Source organism: Soehngenia longivitae, assembly GCF_004684055.1.
GTDB classification, from domain to species: domain Bacteria; phylum Bacillota; class Clostridia; order Tissierellales; family Tissierellaceae; genus Soehngenia; species Soehngenia longivitae.
In genome coordinates this window covers 180,745-198,467 of the sequence record NZ_SRIB01000001.1, presented here as the reverse complement: position 1 = coordinate 198,467, position 17,723 = coordinate 180,745, and the positions used below count along the sequence as shown (strand labels likewise).

Here is a 17,723-nt window from a genome sequence, read left to right as displayed (position 1 = left end):
TAACTATTTATTTTCCAATGCCTAATTCTCTTGCATAATAGAATAAATACTGTTGAGCATAACCACACATTTCACCAAATAATTCTTTTTTAGCTCCCTCTATTTCTTTTTTTGTGGCTTTTTCACCTAAATAAAGTGTTTTCATAACTCGGTTTACCCAAACATCAATTGGGAAAGCTTCTTGTTTTTGAAATGAAAATAACAATATGCAATCACTTACCTTGGGACCAATTCCAGCTAAACTCATCAGCTTTTTCTTAGCTTCCTCATAGGGTAACTCTCTTATCTCATCTAGATTAAATTCTCCACTTGCTATCCTTTCACTTGTTTCTTTTATATATTTTGCACGAAATCCCACTTTATACTTTTCTCGAATGTATTCTTCACTAAGTTGTGCAATTTCATTTGGTTCTGGGAAACTATAGTAGTCAATATTGTTAAAAGTGCCTATGTATTTCCCTAAGTCTTTTGATATCATTTCGACAGATTTCATGATCCGTGGTATTTGATTGTTCGAAGAAATAATAAAAGAGATAGTAGTTTCAAAAGGATCTTGTCTTAAAAGTCTTAATCCATTTCCAAACTCTACTGCTTTTAAAAGATGCTCATCATGAGGAAAATTCGACTTAAGCAATGAATAGTCTCTATCTAAATCAAAATACTCATGCCAAATAGTTTCCCAATCTTTAGCATTTGAATTTTTAACAGTCAGATAATCTTTTTCCTTTTTAATATTAATTAATTTATCTTTATATACCGCTGTATAGCTCATATCTTTTTCTTTCTTCCATCTAAAAGATTGTCCACATTCAAAGATATGTTTGGGATCAAAATCGCTTATTCCTTTAATTTTTAATTCATCATAGCTTTCAACTATATCGTATTTCATAATCTGTCTCCTTTATTTTTTGTTATTATTACATTATACTATAAACTAAAAAAATAAAATAAAAAAAACTAGTCTTTCGACTAGTTTTTTATTTTATTTTTTAATACCAACCTCTTAATTTCATTACATCTGAAACTTTCTTTACTGAGTGCATATATGCAGCTTTTCTCATTGGCACATTATATTCTTCTTTGATTTTCCAAATTGCATTGAAGGCATTGACCATTGCAATTTCTTCTTTTTCTTCAACTTCTTTTTCGCTCCAATAATACCCATAAAGATTTTGAACCCATTCAAAGTAAGATACTGTAACTCCACCTGCATTAGTAAGAATGTCTGGTGTTACTATGATGCCATTATTAAACAATATTTCATCTGCCTCTGGTGTTATTGGGCCATTAGCTGCTTCACAAACGAGTTTTGCTTTGATTTTAGGTGCAATATCTACGGTTATTGCATTTTCTAAAGCTGCTGGAATCATAATATCAACATTTAATCCCCAGAACTCATCAAGAGATATTTTCTTAGCTTTTGGATAATTTACTAAATTCTTATGCTCTTTGACATATGCTTGCATATCATTGAAATCAAGACCTTCTTCATTGTATATGGCATATGTACCAACTTCTTTTGCCCATTCTGCAACTGCAACTATTTTAGCTCCAAGTTTTTGAACATTTTTAACGGTATAGCTTCCAACATTCCCAAATCCTTGTACTGCAGCAGTTGATTTAGTCATATCAATCCCTAGTTTAGCTATTGCTTCTCTTGCAACTACAGCTACTCCAAATCCTGTTGCTTCATTTCTACCTAATGAGCCACCCCATTCTACAGGTTTTCCTGTAAATACTCCTAATGACATGTTTCCGGTCAATTTTACATATTCATCTACCATCCATGCCATGATTTGTCCATTTGTATTAACATCTGGAGCAGGTATATCTATTTTTTCTCCTAAGTATTTATATAATCCTTGTACGTAACCCCTTGACAATCTTTCAAGTTCACCTTTAGATAAAGTAGATGGATCTACAGAAATTCCGCCTTTTCCTCCACCATATGGTATACCAGTTACACAACACTTAAATGTCATCCATACACTAAGTGCTTTTACTTCGTCTGGGTTTACATTAGGATGGAATCTTACTCCTCCTTTGCCAGGGCCAATTGCATCTGAATGCATTGATCTGTAGCCTTTAAATACTTTCACAGTTCCATCATCCATTTTTACTGGAATTGAAATTTCAATAAATCTCTTAGGTTCTTTTAATAATTCATAAACTGATGCCTCAAGACCTAATGCTTCGCAAGCCTCTTTAACTTGTTTTTGTGCACTTTCTAATGGGTTTAAAATTTCCTTTGACATGGTAATATTACCTCCTTTAATTGTATGAAAACATTTTCACACATATTGCACATATTGCACTAACAATGACTAAATTATATCATATAAATATTTTTATATCAATAAAGAAAACTGACTATAATTATTTGAATAGCCAGTTTTCTTTATAAAATTTCTATTATTCGTTCATTGCCCTTAAAAAATAAGATAAAACAAATAAACTTTCATTTAATCTAACGTGTTCAACTACAACATTATCAGGAACTACTAAATCCGTTGGAGCAAAATTCCAAATTCCTTTTATGCCATTTTTTACATAAATGTCAGCAACACTTTGAGCACTTTCTTTCGGTGTAGTTATTATGCCAATCTGTACATTGTTTTCTTTTATAAAAGAATCTATTGTTTCGATATCTCTTATTTCAATATCTCTAATTTTTAATCCAATTACTCTTGGATTTCTATCGAATAAAGACAATACTTTAAATCCTGCATCTTCAAAACCTTTATAATTTGCTATTGCTTGTCCTAAATTCCCAGCCCCAACTATAACAGCGTTGTAGTTTGAATCTAGACCCAAAATTTTCTTCAATTCTCTATGAAGGTCTTCTACATTATATCCATAACCTTGTTGCCCAAAACCACCAAAGTTATTAAAATCCTGCCTTATTTGAGAAGCAGTAAATCCTGTTAGTACGCTTAATTCTTGAGATGAAATTCTGCTGATCCCTTTCTCTTTTAATTCAGTTAAATATCTATAATATTTTGGCAATCTTCTGACAACTGTGATGGAGACCTGATTATCTTTCGCCACTAAATTCACCACCTCTTTTTTAATATGGTAATTATACCATTATTGAAAAAGAGTGTCAATTTTTTCACATCAGAAACAGGTATATATGTGATTTAAATGCATAATTATATATAGTTTAATTATTTAAATTACTCTTTTTAAATAAAATTTGGTATCCAGAAACTGCAAGCACTATAGCTAATACAAATAATAATGCTGGGAAAATTACTAGCACATAATTTTGATTCACAAAGTTAGATTTAATAAGGAATACTAAAGCTGTCAATGTAACAATCAACATAAATACCATAGGTATTGTTATCATACTGAAACTTTTATTTGATTTTTTAAGCCACAATGCTACTGCCATTAAAGCAAGTGCTGATAACAATTGATTTGCGGACCCAAATATAGGCCAAATCGAAGCATATCCTCCTGTAGCTAAATACGCTCCTATTACCACTGTAATAGTAGTTGCAACGTATTTGTTTGTCAATGGGGATTTATTTTCTTCTCCCTCTTTTTCAAAATACTCTTGGAAAATAAATCTTCCTAGTCTAGTAGCAGTGTCTAAGCTTGTAAGTGCAAATGCAGAAACTGCTAAAGCGACAAATGTTTTACCTACCTCAAAAGGTATCCCAAATTTAGACATGAATACCCCTATCCCGTTTGAGAAAACATTTACTGGTCCGCCTTGTAATAGATCACTTAGCTCTCCATTTGTCAAATACGCTGCTGTTATCAAAGCTACAACTGCAAGCGCACCTTCTATCAACATTCCGCCATAACCAATTAGTTTCGCATCCTTTTCACTATCTAGTTGTTTTGCTGTAGTTCCAGAACCTACTAATGAGTGAAACCCTGAAATAGCGCCACAGGCTACTGTTACAAATAACATAGGAAACAAATACTGTCCTTCAGCTACTTTAAAACTAGTTATTGCTTCTAATTGTATAGAAGGTCTATAAATAATTATTCCAAGTATTGCTCCAATCATCATAGCATATAGCAAAAATGAATTAAGGTAATCTCTTGGTTGAAGCAGTATCCATACAGGAGCAGTTGATGCTATAAAAATATAAACCGCTAAAATTATTATCCAAGTATTAACACTTAGCTCAAGCGGGAAAATAGTCCCCAACCATACACATATGAACAATAAAATTACACCTACTATAGTTCCGATTTTTAATGATACACCTTTTCTATTTGTAGCATATCCAAATCCTATTGCTAAAATAATAAAAAGCATTGAAGAAGTAGCAGCTTGGGGCGTACTTACAAAAGTATTAGCTACGATATTTGTAAAAGCTGAAACAATTAACAACAATGTAAGCCAAGCAAATATTGAGAAAAGTTGTTTGCCTCTTTTCCCCATGGTATCGTTTATGACTTCTCCAATTGATTTGCCCCCATGTCTTATGGAAACAAATATTGAGCCAAAATCATGTACACCGCCAAAGAATATGCTTCCAATTACTACCCATAGTAAAACTGGAACCCATCCAAATACAGCTGCTTGTATTGGCCCATTTATAGGTCCTGCCCCTGCAATTGAAGCAAAGTGATGCCCAAGAAGTACTTGAGGCCTAGTTGGTACATAGTCTATGCCATCATTAATTTCGTGGGAAGGAGTCTTTCTATTTACATCTATTCCCCATTTTTTTGCAAGCCAAGACCCATATGTAGCATAGGCTAATAAAAATACAAGTATACTTCCTAATACGATAAATAATGAACTCATAGTAAATCTCCTTTCTTTTTATAAATTTGTAGCAGGGAAAACCTTTATTACCTCCTTTCCTTTTTTATTAGCTAGTATTTTATTGTCATGAAGATTTATTAATATAAGACTGATATCTGCCCAACCTTTTAGGCCAAATTTAAAGTTCTTTGAATATTTAAATTTATTTATATAGTTTTCTACATCCTTCTCTATATGTTCACTCAATATAAACACAATATTTATTACAGTTCTCATGTGATCATCTTCAATTTCATATGTTTCTAAAGCTTTCAAAATATTGTCAACCACATTTTTAAATTCCTCTAAATGTCTAGAACTCATTACCTTTACTAAATAGTATTCATAAGTATTGAAGGAATCAATTACATTATTTTTTGTAAAAAAATATCTCTCTGATACTACAGTACATTTAGCTTTCATATCAAATGTAGTTTCATTTAGAATAAAGTTATCTTCAATATCAAAATATCTGCTTAGTTTTAATTTTAATGATTCTAAATATCTATAATCATCCATATAATCACCTATTTTAACTATATCAAATTACTTCGTTATAGTCATATTTTCAGTATAAAATGCAAAATTATGTACTTTAAATGAAAATATCAACTAGTAAAATGCACCTAGTTGATATTCATTCGATCTCTAAATTCCTTAACGTAATTTCTACTCACCGGAATCTTTATATTGCTGTATTCAATTGACACGTTATATGTCGAATTAAACCATGGCTCTATACTCTTTATATAATCTAAATTAACAATATATGATTTATGAGTTCTAAAAAAATTATGATCTTTTAATAATTGATAAAGTTGTCCTAGCGTTAAATTTATTTTATATTCATCATTTTTTGTAACCAATACAGTTTCTCTGTCATAAATAGTAGCATATAAAATTTCTGTATATCTGATTGGTATTATTACCCCGTTTTTATAAGAACTGATTACTCTATTTTCTTTATCATTCTTAATTTCTATTCCTTTAAGTTTATTTATATCATTTGCAAATTTCGTTCTTAATTTCTGAATGCCCTTTTCAAACCTTTCTTCTGAGATTGGTTTTAATAGATAATCAATCGCGTCAAACTCATAGGAATCAATGGCATATTCATCAAAAGCTGTTAAAAATATAAGTTCTGGCTTATATTTAAGATCATTAATTATCTTAGCAACCTCAATTCCATCTAAAATTGGCATCTTTATGTCTAAGAATATGACATCAGGTTTTAAACTATGATTTAATTTCAAAACTTCCATGCCGTGATTTGCTTCTCCAATAACAGTAAAATCATCATATTTACGCAATAAATATTTAACTTCTTCTCTTGCATGAAACTCATCATCAGCAATTAATACATTAATCATTGTATATCACCTTGCTTTCGTGAGGTATTCTTATCAATACAGTTGTGCCAACATTCTCTTCGCTTCTTATCTTCAATTCATATTCCTGTCCATATTTCGCTTTTAAGCGTTCATTTACATTTCTTAATCCAATGCAGTTTTTATTGTCCTCTATTAAGATTTTCTCTAATTTACTCTTACTCATTCCCATTCCATTGTCAGATATAATAATTATTGTCTCTAAAATATCGTTTTTCACATCTAATATTATTTCTCCACCTTCAGCCTTTTCAAATATTCCATGTTTTACTGCATTTTCAACTATTGGCTGAATTATCAACGGAGGTAATTTACAATTTATACCTTCTGGAATATTGAAAACTATTTTTAGTTTTTCACCAAATCTTGCTTTTTCTATTTCTAGATAGGATTTCAATGCTTCAATTTCTTTATATATATCTATTTCATCAGAAGGATCATTGAGACTGTTTCTAAAATAGTTGCTTAGATGTAACAACAATTCCCTTGCTTTGTTTGGAGATGATCTTGTCAATGATGCGACCGTATTTATTGTATTAAATAAAAAATGTGGGTTAATCTGAGCTTGCAATGCTTTTAACTCCGATTTTGTCAAGAGTTCGGCTTGATAATCCAACTTACTCAATTCAATTTGAGTTGAAAATAATCTTCCCAGCCCATTAGCTAATGCCTCTTCTGATTTTGTAATTGAATGATTCGTTGCCTTATATAATTTTAATGTTCCTTTAACTTTGTCATCAAATTTAAGAGGTACAACAATAGCCGCTTTTAATTTACAATTATTGTTTGTACAGTTTATTTCATTTTTTGTTTGGGCTATTTGCGATTCAGCCTTTCTAATTGTGCTTTTCGTTAGCTCAGTCATTATTTCACTACCATCTTTATGATGCTCTTCACCAACACCAACATGTGCAAGTATTCTTTTATCGTCAGTTATTGCAATTGCGTCAAAATCTGTCATTTCCAAAATAATATCAGCCACTCTTTTAGCATTCTCTGGGTTTAAGCCCTTTCTAATATAAGGAAAAGTTCTATCTGCAATCTTTAAAGCTAAGTGTGCTTGATAAGCTTCTCTGGAATCTATCTCTGCAATGGAGCTATGAATCAATGATATAGAAAAACTAATTCCTATTCCATTTGTTATAATCATTGGTATAGATATTAATTTAACCAATTCAAAAGCAGATAAAAATGGTTTTGAAAAAATTAATATAATTAGCATTTGCATGATCTCAGCTAACATTCCATAGAATAAAGTAAAAGCGATCTTATGGTTACTTTTGTCAAATTTTTTCTTCAAACTTCCTGCCAATATTCCCTCACATAAAGTGGAAATCGCACATGCGAAAGAAGTAAATCCAAAAGGATCAATTAAAAACCTATGTAATCCCGCAATAAAACCCGACATCGCTCCTACAAATGGGCCCCCAAGTAATCCACCAACAAACACACCTATAACTCTTGAATTTGCAATTGCACCGTTTATTGGTATCCCTGTATAAGTTCCAATTATCCCATAAAGAGAAAAAACTATGGATAATAATATTTTTTCCTTTAACGTTGTCTCTTTTTTAGTAATAACATCTCTAAAATACCCATTTCTTGTCATAAGATATGATAAGAGCATTATTATACCTACACAACTTAATAGATTTCTAATAATAAAGACAATCATAATCATTCCTCCTTATATAATGATATCACAATAAACTAATCATATTTCAATTAATTCTGATAAATCTTTTTCTATTTATAATAGTCCTTTATTATGTTAAAATATACTAGTCGGAGGGATAAATGTGCTAGTACTTTCAGCATCAAATATAACAAAATCATATGTAGATAAAAAAATACTTGAAAATATATCTTTTTTTGTTGAAGAAAAAGATAAGATAGGACTACTTGGTTTAAATGGAGCAGGTAAAACTACACTTTTTGAAATTATTTCAGGGAATGTAGAACCTGACAGTGGGGAAATATTCATCAAATCCACAATGAAAATAGGCTACCTTAAGCAACATACTAAAGTTGATTCTAATTTTACTGTGTATGAGGAGTGCTTAACTGTTTTTGAAGATTTAATTAAAATGGAGGAAAGAATACATTCCTTAGCAGAATTAATTTCTGAAAAGAGCAATGCAGGTGATGAGTCATATGAATCTAATTTAAAAGAATACGGAACTCTTCTAGAAGAATTTAACCGCAGAAATGGATATGGTTTTAAATCAGAAATTAAGGGTGTATTAAAGGGTTTAGGTTTTACAGATGAAGATTTAGATAAGAGTGTCAGTATATTAAGCGGTGGCCAAAAATCAAGAGTTGCTTTAGCAAAATTGTTATTAGAAAAGCCTGATATCCTTTTATTAGATGAACCTACTAACCATTTGGATATTGAGTCTATTGAATGGTTAGAGACCTTTATAAAAGATTATGATAAAGCTTTGTTGTTAATTTCTCATGACAGATATTTCTTAGATAAAGTAGTAAATAGAGTTTTCTATCTAGAAAACAGAAATATATATATATACAATACAAACTACACAAAATTTATGGAACAAAGGAAAAAAGATATTGAAATTTTAAAAAAACAATATGAGAATCAGCAAAAAGAAATTAAAAGGCAGCAAGAAATCATTGAAAGATATATGCAATATGGTAATGAAAGGTACATTAAGCAAGCTAGAAGTAGACAAAAAATGCTTGAAAAGATGAAAGTCATAGAAAAAAGCGATACCAATAAAAAGCTATCTCTCGCTTTCGAGCCAAGTGTTATATCTGGTAGAGATGTTTTATTAGCAGAAAAAATATCTAAAAGTTTTGACGATGAAATTCTCTTTAAAGATATTTCTCTAAGCATATACAGAGGAGAAAAAGTAGGCTTAATAGGTCCTAATGGAATCGGAAAAACCACGCTTTTTAAAATTTTATTAGGTAAAATGCCATTTGACGATGGTGAAATCATCTTAGGTAAAAATGTAATCACAGGATATTTTGATCAAGAGATGGCTCATCTTTCAGATGAGAAAACAGTAATTGATGAAATTTGGGATACTTATCCATACTTGACTCATTATCAAGTTAGATCTTACTTAAGCAGATTCCTCTTTATTGGTGATGATTTATTTAAGGAAGTATCTAATCTAAGTGGTGGAGAAAAAGCTAGATTATCGCTGCTTAAACTCATGCTTTCAAACGCTAATTTTTTGTTGATGGATGAACCTACCAATCATTTGGATATAGATTCAAAAGAAGTCCTAGAAGATGCTTTGAATATGTATTCAGGAACTGTGTTTGTCATATCCCATGACAGGTATTTCTTAAATCAAATTGCCACTAAGATATATGAATTAACACAGGATGGTATCTTTGAATATCTTGGAAATTACGATTATTATCTAGAGAAGAAAAAGGAATTAAATGAAGAAGAACCAGCCGAAGAAGAAAAAACTAAAACCCAAATAAAATTAGAGAAAAAGAAAGAAAAAGAATTAATCCAAAAGGAAAAAGAGCAAATAGAAAAGCAAAAATTTTTAGAAAAATCAATACTTGAATTGGAACAAACTTTAAATGATATTGATAGTATATTAGCTGATTCTAAGACATATGAAGATCATGAAAGAGCTTTGGAAATATCAAAAAAACGTGATGATGTAGAGAAAAAATTAAATGAACTATATGATAAATGGGTGGATTTGTCTTAAAGGATGGCAATCCATCCTTTACAGACTTAAGTTGGCATCTACTTTTAAGCCTAGTGTAGATTTCTTCCCAGAAATATAACTATAATACCCAGCTGATCCTATCATCGCAGCATTGTCAGTGCAAAGATTCATATCTGGAATGAATAGTTCAATCCCTTTTTCTAAAGCTTTCTTAGTAAATATATCCCTAATACCACTATTGGCTGCAACTCCACCTGCTATAGCTAATTTATTTCTCTTAGTTTCATTTAACAATCTGAATGTTTTCTCACTCAACACATCAATTACTGCCATTTGAAAACTAGCTGCTACATCTTCAATGGTAATTGTTTCATTTTTTTGTTTCATTTGGTTTAAATAGTTTAAGATAGCTGTTTTAAGTCCGCTAAAACTAAAATCATAACTATTCACTTCCAAATATACTCTAGGAAAATTAATCGCTTCTGGATTTCCCACTTTTGAAAGTTTGTCTATCATAGGCCCACCTGGATATGGCAATCCCAACGCTCGAGCTACTTTGTCGAACGCTTCCCCTACTGCATCATCTCTTGTCCTACCAATTACTTTATATTCATCATATCCTGTCACATCAACTAGATACGTATGTCCTCCAGATATTACTAAAGCTATAAATGGCGGCTCTAAATTTTTATGAGATATATAATTTGCACATATATGCCCCTTTATATGATTTACACCTATTAATGGTATATCTAGGCTATAAGATAGAGCTTTTGCAAAAGACATACCAACTAATAGTGCCCCTACTAAACCAGGCCCTTCTGTTACAGATATAAAATCTATATCATTTAAACCAATATTTGCATCTTCTAATGCATTTTTTAATATTTGACTAATAACTTCCACGTGCATTCGCGAAGCTATCTCTGGTACAACCCCACCAAATTTTTTATGCGTTTCTATTTGAGTAGATATTATATTTGAAAGTATTTTCCTGCCATCTTCTATGACTGCTATCGATGTTTCATCGCAAGATGTTTCTATTGCCAATGTCTTCATATTTCACCTCTTATTTCCTTCTCCACATGATTAATGCATCTTCATTTTCATCTGTATAGTATTTTGGTCTAATGCCACATTCAACAAATCCATGTTTCTCATATAAGTTTATGGCCACTTGATTAGATTTTCGTACTTCCAAAGTAATATTTGGTATATTGTGTTTTTCACAATAATCTATGATAGCCATCATTAAATAATCGCCTATTCCTTGCCCTCTATAATCTTTCTTTACGGCTATATTTGTAATATGCGCTTCATCCATTATCTTCCACATGCCTAAATACCCAACAACTTTTTCATCTATCTCTGCAACAATATATAGAGCTAACAAATTTTCCTCAACTTCTTTTTTTAGTGCTTCATAGCTCCATGGTATAGAAAAAGATTCTTTCTCAATTTCATAAACTTCATTTATGTCTTTTGATTCCATTTGTCTTATTGTCACTCTCATGTTATTCTCCCTTTGAAAATTGTCTTTCTGCTTGAGATTCTCTTAAATAAACTGGTTTCAAATTATCAACATCATCAATTAATCCATTTTTAAATCTTTCATAAGCTATCTCACAAATGCTACTTGCTCTGATGCTATTGAGATTAAATGGAGCAAAAATAGCCTTATCTCCGAGAATTTCTTCTATTAAATCTCTATATGCAATACTTCCATTTCCATTCAAAAAGAGTTTATCATAATTTTCATTTAAATAATTGAAGTACTCAGCAATATCTAATGCATCATCTTGTTTTACAACTTTAAGGATGTTTCCATTCCATTTATATATGCCTGAAAAAACTCTTTCTCTCCTTGCATCAATCATTGGTACAATATATGATTCAGAACATATATTATATGCCAAAGCCTCTAATGTTGAAACTCCGATGATTGGTTTGTTTTTAGCTATTGCAAATCCCTTTGCTGTTGATAGCGCTATTCTCAAACCTGTAAAGGAACCTGGCCCTATAGAGATAGTAAAAAGGTCAATATCATCAATATCTATTTTCAAACCATCTAATGTGCTCTTTATCATCGGAACTAACATTTCAGAATGGCTCATATCTACTGATAGAGAATATTCTCCTAAAAGTTTTTGATCATCTGTTATGGCCACAGTTGTCATGAGTGTTGATGTGTCCATTCCCAATATTTTCATTTTAACAGCTCCTCCACTAATTTTACATATCTATCACCATGTGGAATAAATTTAAATTGTCGCCTGTTTTCATCAATTATCTTAATCCATATGTCTAATCTTTCTTTAGGCAATATGTTTTCAACATTATTTGCCCATTCTATTACGCATACACCATCTGAATAAAAGTAATCTTGTGCACCTAACAAATCTAATTCTTCTTCATCACCAAGTCTGTATATGTCAAAGTGATATAAAGGCAATCTCCCTTCATATTCATTTATTATAGTAAAAGTAGGACTTGTGATATATTCTATAACTTCAAGTCCTTTTCCAATGGCTTGAGTAAAAGTGGTTTTCCCTGCTCCTAAATCACCATTAAGACATATTACATCTTTTTTTTCAAGTAAGGAACCAAGCTTTATTCCGAGCTTTTCTAATTCTTCTAAATTTTTAATCTCAATTATCATTTTATCATATCTCCAATAAAATATTATCAACTCATTATAGCAAAATATCTATACTTCTTCAAACTAGTTTAAAAAAATCAGTGCTTTAAGCACTGATTTTTATCATTATTTATGAAGTATTGGGGATACTCTTTTATATACCAGAATTGTTATGGCACTCTCAAGAATACCTTTTAATAAATTAAATGGAACTATTGCATAAATCATCATAGTCTTTAAGTCGACGATGTTTGCGTTAATTGAAGTACCCATTTCAACAAGGTTTTCTATCGATAGACCAAACAATTTTGCATACATTGGGAATATAAAGAAATAATTTGCCAATGTAATTACTACAGTCATTAAGATTGTGCCCACAATAAGACCAACTACTGCCCTATTCATAGTCTTTTTCTTAAAATAGATTGCACCTGCTGTGTATACAAATACACTCCCAACTAAAAAATTAGCTAATTCTCCAACTCCAGCTGAAGACGTTCCTCTTATTACCATAAAAAGTAAATTTTTTAGAAATTGAATTATAACACCAGCCATAGGCCCGAGTGCAAATGAACCAATCAGTGCAGGTAAATCGGAAATGTCTAATTTTAAAAATGGTGGTGCTAGCCACACTAGAGGAAATTCAAAAAGCATCAGCGCAAATGCTATTACCCCTAATACAGCCAATTTTGATAATGTCTTTGTCTTCCACATGTCTTTGCTTAAAGTGTACATATTATCCCTCCATAGTTATAAATTACTTCGGGAATAAAAAACCCCGAAGCAATCTTCGGGGCCAAAAATCAAATAAAATCTTCTTTCATCCAGACTATACTGTCGGCCCTGGAATTTCACCAGATCAACCTTTCGGCTCGTGGGCTTTACCACCGGTGAGGAATTGCACCTCGCCCTGAAGATACTCTGATATTATATTACAGCTTTGTCTAGTACTTGTCAATACTAATTATTTATTTCTCCAACAATTATTTTACCCTAACTATTTATCTTCACCATTTTATTCATCTTATAATATAGTAAAAGAGCAATCATTTCAAATAAAATAGCTATTGTTATGATTGTAACTATCATATCTTTATCATATAGAAATCCCATCAAAGAGGAGCCTCCTAATAAAGCTAGTCCATATGCTGTATTAAACACTCCATATCCTGTTCCTCTCTTATAGAATGGAACAATATCTGCTATTGCTGATCTCATGATAGTTTCATGTACCCCCATTATAATGCCAAATACTATCATTCCAATGATAACTAATGCCTTTGAATTGCTCAATGTAAATATTGGCAATACCACCGATAAAAAAGGTATTACTAATAACGTCAATAGTCCTGAAGTCTTTATTCCTGTCTTTGATTTCATATTATCATAAATCTTACCAAATAAAAGAGCTGTAATCGCATCTATTCCCATGGCAAGAGCATAAAGTAAGGTGATATTACCGTCGCTAAATATTCCCTCAGCTTTTAAGTGGTATCCTATAACACTGAAATTTAGAAATCCTAAAGTTGCAAAAAAGGTAAAAGCAGTGTATATCCAAAACGTAGGTTTCAACTGTTCTTCTTTGTATTCTTTTACATGAACTTCTTTTATTAAATTTTCTTTTTCTATTTTCTTATATGCAAAAATTAAAAATATCATCAAGAGTACAAATGGTATTATTAGTGCTTTATAGCCTAATTGGTATTGTGTTAATTCATTTCTTCCTGTAATAAAGAATACAATAGTAAAAATCAAAGGCCCCACTAAAGCACCTATTTGATCTAATGCCTCTTGTAGACCGAATGCAAACCCAACTCCAACTTGATTTTGAGCAACTGCTGAGATTATTGTGTCTTTTGATGGACTTCTTAAGGCTTTTCCAATTCTTTCCATCATTATTAAGATGATCAATATATTCCAGTTCATTGTAAAACCCATTAATGGCACAACTACAAGCATTCCATAGCCTAAAAAAATAAATAACCAATATCGCCCAGTCCTATCCGAAAAAATTCCTGCAGCTAATCTTAATGCATATCCAATAAATTCCCCAATCCCAAAAAATAGTCCAACTTGTGTAGCACTTACGCTAAGTAAATTAAAATATTGGCTGTTAGCACTTCTTGCTCCCTCGTAGACAGCATCGCCAAGTAAGCTTATCACACCAAACAATATGATAGCTGTAACTGCTGGTGAAAATTTAGATTCTTTTTCCATTGTCATTTACCTTCCTTATCTTTTAAGTTTCTTTTTTCAAAAAATCTTTTATATAATCAAAATTTTTGTACATAACTAATAATGAAATTAAAAAACTAATCATAACTCCTTCAGTAGGTGCATGTTGATAATACAATATCACTGGTAAAATGAATATGCCTACTCCTGTAGCTGCATTAACTTTTTTCCCAAATGCAAGTGTTAAGATACCAATAAATCCAAATAAATATATAATTGTAATAGGTGATATAGTTAGCAACATACCAACAAGGCAAGCTAACCCCTTCCCGCCTTTAAATTTTAGAAATATACTAAAATTATGCCCTAAAATAACAAAAAATGATGCAAAATATGGTATTAACTCAAATTTGCTGAATTGCTTTGCAATAGCTACCGATATAATCGCCTTTGCTGCATCCAAAATAAAAGTTAAAACCCCAGGTAAAACCCCAATGTTTTTAATTGTATTTACTGTGCCTACATTTCCGCTCCCTATTTTAGTTATATCTTTTTTAGCAAAAATTTTGCCTATTAAATATGCAGAAGGTATTGAACCTAATAAATAAGCTATTATCAATATAAGTGCATCCACATCTTTCACCCTCACTTTCAGTTTACTGATTAGTTTCCATTTTTTCAGGTATATTAATAATATGATTATTTACTACAAGGAGGAACATATGTCAAACTTATATTTAACCGGTCAAATTTATAGAGATGCTTTGAACATATACTGCAATGAGCTCAGAAATAAAAAAGATCATTTGAATAAGATAAATCTTTACCCAGTACCAGATGGAGATACAGGAAACAATATGCTTTCTACTGTTGAGTCAGCTTATGAATCTTTGTCTAGTACAACTTCAATGAGACTAGATGATGTATCTAAAGCAATATTTCTTGGTGCAAGGTCTGGTTCTACTGGAAATTCAGGAGCAATTTTATCTGAGTATTTTAGAGGCCTAAGTATAATTTTTGATGGATTTGACAAAGCAGATCTACCTCTTTTTTGTAAAGCACTTCGCTGTGCTTATAAATCTTCATATAATTCACTTATGCATCCAAAAGAAGGAACAATATTAACTGTAGCTAGAGAAGTGGCCGAAAAAGCTGAGTCATCAGATCAAACTACATTAGATGCACTCATACAAGAATTATTCTTTGAAGCTAAGAGAGCTCTTCTTAGAACAAAGGATATCTTATCAGTGTTGAAAAATAAAGATGCTTATGATGCAGGCGCTTGGGGACTCTATCTCTTCTTTAGCTCGCTAGCAAAAGCAATTGGCATAGATATAAATGATGATATCGATATTGACTTAGAGAAAAACTATTTCCTATATGATGATAGTTTTGATTTTGATAATCCTTATGATATGGAATTTAAAATATCTGGTGAAAGAAAATTAGAACCAATCATTAGATCATCTCTATCAAGTTTGGGAGATGAGCTAATAACTAGAGGTAGCTCATCAGGTATCTATGTCCATATTCATACATCCAACCCTTTAAAAGTTGTAGAGGAAGTGTATAGAAATTCTAAGATTGATAATATTATCATTAGAGATATGCAAAGTCAGTATATAGATCAATCTCAAGATAAACTAAAATCAAAAAATTTTCATATTTTAGCCTTTGGCTCCTCTCCAGGTCTTATAGCATTATATGCAATGTCAGGAGCAGATGCTGCTATGGATAAAGAATTAACCAATAAAAAGAAAAATATACTCAATGAATATATCAACAGCAAAACATTGATTTTATCCTCTGAAAACATTAATTTAAAGATCTCTACCCCAATCTATTTAATGGATGAAATTGAGATAATGTCCGTATTAATATCTATGTATGCTGAAAATCTCCCTGATGGAAAAGAGATAAAAAGATTATCCAGCTATACTAATTATGCTAAATTAAACCACTCAAGTGGCATTTGTCACTTGATAATAAATGGTACCCAAGTAGATGAAGCTAAAGTTACTGATAAAAATGTCATTTTAGATTTGGCTATTCGCGCTATTGAAAAACTAAAACCCCAAAGAGGCGACAGTATAACTATTTATTATGGTTGTGAAATATCTAAAGAAGATATAGACATCTTAATGGATAAAATTGATATTAAATATCCATATATTGAAAATAAATTCACATTATTCTCTGCAAGTGATATACCTATCATTATTACCATTGATTAAATTATTTATATATATACCCTATTGAAACAACACCCGGCCCTACATGTAACCCTATCGCAAGCGTAAGAGGAGATATGTCAACACTTAAATCCGGATAAATTTCTTTTATCATGTTTTTAAGTGTTAATGCCTCCTCCTCTACGTTTGAATGGGAAATAGCTACTCTAATCATTTCTTTTTCTAGAGTATCTTTTTTAAATTCATCAATCATCATTTTGTAACCTTGGTTCATTCCCCTCGCTCTTCCAAAGAATTTGATTTCACCATTATTCAAATAAATAAGAGGCTTTATATTGAATAAATCTCCTGCTATAGAAGTGACTTTTCCTACTCTTCCACTTCTTTGCACGTATTTTAAAGTAGATAATATTAGTGCAAATTTTGCATTTGGTTTAAGTTCATTTAAGGTACTTAAGATATCATCAATGTTTTTCCCTTTATTTGCCATTTCTATAGCTTCCATAACCAATAAACTTGATGCTGGACCAGCAGTATTAGTATCAAATACATGTATACGATTTCTCTTATCTTCATCAAACTCATCTCTGGCTTTCATAGCTAATGAATAAGTATTACTAACGGTAGATGCCACCGTCATGCACAAACAATCGTCATGAGTGTCAAGTGATTTTTTAAATTCTATCAAAAATCTTTCATAAGAAGGTGCAGAAGTAGTTATTTTCTCTTCATCATTTTCTAATTTTTGGTATAGATCTCTTGCATCAACTTCAATCACATCTTCAAATATAGTATCCCCTACATGGATATTAATAGGTACTATGGGTATATCATACTTTTCTACTAAATCCGTAGAAGGTGAGCAAATACTATCAATGACAACTTTTACTGTCATAT

General features: G+C 31.2%; 17 protein-coding genes and 1 riboswitch. Of the genes, 2 read left to right on the top strand and 15 right to left on the bottom strand.

From position 1 onward, the window contains the following. Positions 1 to 7 precede the first annotated feature (7 nt). The 7 genes from E4100_RS00990 to E4100_RS00960 all read right to left on the bottom strand — a co-directional run bounded on the left by E4100_RS00990 (position 8) and on the right by E4100_RS00960 (position 7,834). Positions 8 to 889 carry a DNA-3-methyladenine glycosylase family protein gene (locus tag E4100_RS00990; RefSeq protein WP_135269958.1) on the bottom strand — a complete coding sequence of 294 codons (882 nt, stop codon included), beginning with the start codon at positions 887 to 889 and terminating at the stop codon, positions 8 to 10. Between the two features lie 100 nt (positions 890 to 989). Continuing rightward, positions 990 to 2,255 carry a Glu/Leu/Phe/Val family dehydrogenase gene (locus E4100_RS00985; protein WP_135269957.1) on the bottom strand — a complete coding sequence of 422 codons (1,266 nt, stop codon included), beginning with the start codon at positions 2,253 to 2,255 and terminating at the stop codon, positions 990 to 992. A gap of 157 nt (positions 2,256 to 2,412) precedes the next feature. After that, complete coding sequence (locus E4100_RS00980) at positions 2,413 to 3,048, bottom strand: redox-sensing transcriptional repressor Rex (protein WP_135269955.1); 636 nt, start codon at positions 3,046 to 3,048, stop codon at positions 2,413 to 2,415. A gap of 115 nt (positions 3,049 to 3,163) precedes the next feature. Next, complete coding sequence (locus E4100_RS00975) at positions 3,164 to 4,771, bottom strand: carbon starvation CstA family protein (protein WP_135269953.1); 1,608 nt, start codon at positions 4,769 to 4,771, stop codon at positions 3,164 to 3,166. Positions 4,772 to 4,789: 18 nt separating this feature from the next. Then, positions 4,790 to 5,290, bottom strand: a complete 501-nt coding sequence (locus tag E4100_RS00970) for a DUF8052 family protein (protein ID WP_135269952.1) — start codon at positions 5,288 to 5,290, stop codon at positions 4,790 to 4,792. 107 nt (positions 5,291 to 5,397) lie between these two features. Next, positions 5,398 to 6,141, bottom strand: a complete 744-nt coding sequence (locus E4100_RS00965) for a LytR/AlgR family response regulator transcription factor (RefSeq protein WP_135269950.1) — start codon at positions 6,139 to 6,141, stop codon at positions 5,398 to 5,400. Next, positions 6,134 to 7,834 (bottom strand): sensor histidine kinase, encoded by a 1,701-nt coding sequence (locus E4100_RS00960; RefSeq protein WP_135269948.1) that lies wholly within the window; start codon positions 7,832 to 7,834, stop codon positions 6,134 to 6,136. The genes E4100_RS00965 and E4100_RS00960 overlap by 8 nt, the downstream gene beginning before the upstream one ends. A 124-nt stretch (positions 7,835 to 7,958) precedes the next feature. Here E4100_RS00960 and E4100_RS00955 point away from each other — a divergent pair, with 124 nt between their 5' ends. Beyond that, positions 7,959 to 9,860: an ABC-F family ATP-binding cassette domain-containing protein gene (locus E4100_RS00955; protein ID WP_135269947.1), complete on the top strand. Its 1,902-nt coding sequence runs from the start codon at positions 7,959 to 7,961 to the stop codon at positions 9,858 to 9,860. An 18-nt stretch (positions 9,861 to 9,878) separates the two neighbouring features. Here E4100_RS00955 and tsaD read toward each other — a convergent pair whose 3' ends face one another. The 7 genes from tsaD to E4100_RS00920 form a co-directional block, all read right to left on the bottom strand. Further along, positions 9,879 to 10,880, bottom strand: a complete 1,002-nt coding sequence (gene tsaD / locus E4100_RS00950; RefSeq protein ID WP_135269945.1) for a tRNA (adenosine(37)-N6)-threonylcarbamoyltransferase complex transferase subunit TsaD — start codon at positions 10,878 to 10,880, stop codon at positions 9,879 to 9,881. 10 nt (positions 10,881 to 10,890) lie between these two features. Then, the gene (gene rimI / locus E4100_RS00945; protein WP_135269943.1) at positions 10,891 to 11,334 is read right to left on the bottom strand and encodes a ribosomal protein S18-alanine N-acetyltransferase; all 444 of its coding nucleotides are present in this window, start codon (positions 11,332 to 11,334) and stop codon (positions 10,891 to 10,893) included. A 1-nt stretch (position 11,335) separates the two neighbouring features. Beyond that, positions 11,336 to 12,031, bottom strand: a complete 696-nt coding sequence (tsaB, locus tag E4100_RS00940) for a tRNA (adenosine(37)-N6)-threonylcarbamoyltransferase complex dimerization subunit type 1 TsaB (protein WP_135269941.1) — start codon at positions 12,029 to 12,031, stop codon at positions 11,336 to 11,338. Next, positions 12,028 to 12,480, bottom strand: coding sequence for a tRNA (adenosine(37)-N6)-threonylcarbamoyltransferase complex ATPase subunit type 1 TsaE (gene tsaE, locus E4100_RS00935; RefSeq protein WP_135269939.1), 453 nt, complete (start codon positions 12,478 to 12,480; stop codon positions 12,028 to 12,030). Before tsaE ends, tsaB begins: the two co-directional genes overlap by 4 nt. 105 nt (positions 12,481 to 12,585) lie before the next feature. Next, positions 12,586 to 13,194, bottom strand: a complete 609-nt coding sequence (locus tag E4100_RS00930; RefSeq protein WP_135269937.1) for an ECF transporter S component — start codon at positions 13,192 to 13,194, stop codon at positions 12,586 to 12,588. 73 nt (positions 13,195 to 13,267) lie between these two features. Further along, positions 13,268 to 13,381: riboswitch (FMN riboswitch) on the bottom strand. Between the two features lie 71 nt (positions 13,382 to 13,452). Next, a complete protein-coding gene (locus E4100_RS00925; RefSeq protein WP_245196333.1) occupies positions 13,453 to 14,676 on the bottom strand; it encodes an MFS transporter in 1,224 nt (407 codons plus the stop codon). A 22-nt stretch (positions 14,677 to 14,698) separates the two neighbouring features. Further along, positions 14,699 to 15,268 (bottom strand): glycerol-3-phosphate acyltransferase, encoded by a 570-nt coding sequence (locus E4100_RS00920; RefSeq protein WP_167792041.1) that lies wholly within the window; start codon positions 15,266 to 15,268, stop codon positions 14,699 to 14,701. A gap of 88 nt (positions 15,269 to 15,356) precedes the next feature. Here E4100_RS00920 and E4100_RS00915 point away from each other — a divergent pair, with 88 nt between their 5' ends. Then, entirely contained in the window at positions 15,357 to 16,868 is a 1,512-nt protein-coding gene (locus tag E4100_RS00915; protein ID WP_167792040.1) for a DAK2 domain-containing protein, read from the top strand. Between the two features lies 1 nt (position 16,869). On the opposite strand, the gene E4100_RS00910 is transcribed toward E4100_RS00915, so the two are convergent. Next, the gene (locus tag E4100_RS00910; RefSeq protein ID WP_135269930.1) at positions 16,870 to 17,721 is read right to left on the bottom strand and encodes a DegV family protein; all 852 of its coding nucleotides are present in this window, start codon (positions 17,719 to 17,721) and stop codon (positions 16,870 to 16,872) included. Between the last annotated feature and the right edge of the window lie 2 nt (positions 17,722 to 17,723).

What these genes read in the sequence shown, in the direction of transcription:
- E4100_RS00990 (WP_135269958.1), bottom strand. Translation starts at nt 889, where the DNA reads ATGAAATACGATATAGTTGAAAGCTATGATGAATTAAAAATTAAAGGA.
- E4100_RS00985 (WP_135269957.1), bottom strand. Translation starts at nt 2,255, where the DNA reads ATGTCAAAGGAAATTTTAAACCCATTAGAAAGTGCACAAAAACAAGTT.
- E4100_RS00975 (WP_135269953.1), bottom strand. Translation starts at nt 4,771, where the DNA reads ATGAGTTCATTATTTATCGTATTAGGAAGTATACTTGTATTTTTATTA.
- E4100_RS00970 (WP_135269952.1), bottom strand. Translation starts at nt 5,290, where the DNA reads ATGGATGATTATAGATATTTAGAATCATTAAAATTAAAACTAAGCAGA.
- E4100_RS00965 (WP_135269950.1), bottom strand. Translation starts at nt 6,141, where the DNA reads ATGATTAATGTATTAATTGCTGATGATGAGTTTCATGCAAGAGAAGAA.
- E4100_RS00960 (WP_135269948.1), bottom strand. Translation starts at nt 7,834, where the DNA reads ATGATTGTCTTTATTATTAGAAATCTATTAAGTTGTGTAGGTATAATA.
- tsaD (WP_135269945.1), bottom strand. Translation starts at nt 10,880, where the DNA reads ATGAAGACATTGGCAATAGAAACATCTTGCGATGAAACATCGATAGCA.
- rimI (WP_135269943.1), bottom strand. Translation starts at nt 11,334, where the DNA reads ATGAGAGTGACAATAAGACAAATGGAATCAAAAGACATAAATGAAGTT.
- tsaB (WP_135269941.1), bottom strand. Translation starts at nt 12,031, where the DNA reads ATGAAAATATTGGGAATGGACACATCAACACTCATGACAACTGTGGCC.
- tsaE (WP_135269939.1), bottom strand. Translation starts at nt 12,480, where the DNA reads ATGATAATTGAGATTAAAAATTTAGAAGAATTAGAAAAGCTCGGAATA.
- E4100_RS00930 (WP_135269937.1), bottom strand. Translation starts at nt 13,194, where the DNA reads ATGTACACTTTAAGCAAAGACATGTGGAAGACAAAGACATTATCAAAA.
- E4100_RS00925 (WP_245196333.1), bottom strand. Translation starts at nt 14,676, where the DNA reads ATGGAAAAAGAATCTAAATTTTCACCAGCAGTTACAGCTATCATATTG.
- E4100_RS00915 (WP_167792040.1), top strand. Translation starts at nt 15,357, where the DNA reads ATGTCAAACTTATATTTAACCGGTCAAATTTATAGAGATGCTTTGAAC.
- E4100_RS00910 (WP_135269930.1), bottom strand. Translation starts at nt 17,721, where the DNA reads ATGACAGTAAAAGTTGTCATTGATAGTATTTGCTCACCTTCTACGGAT.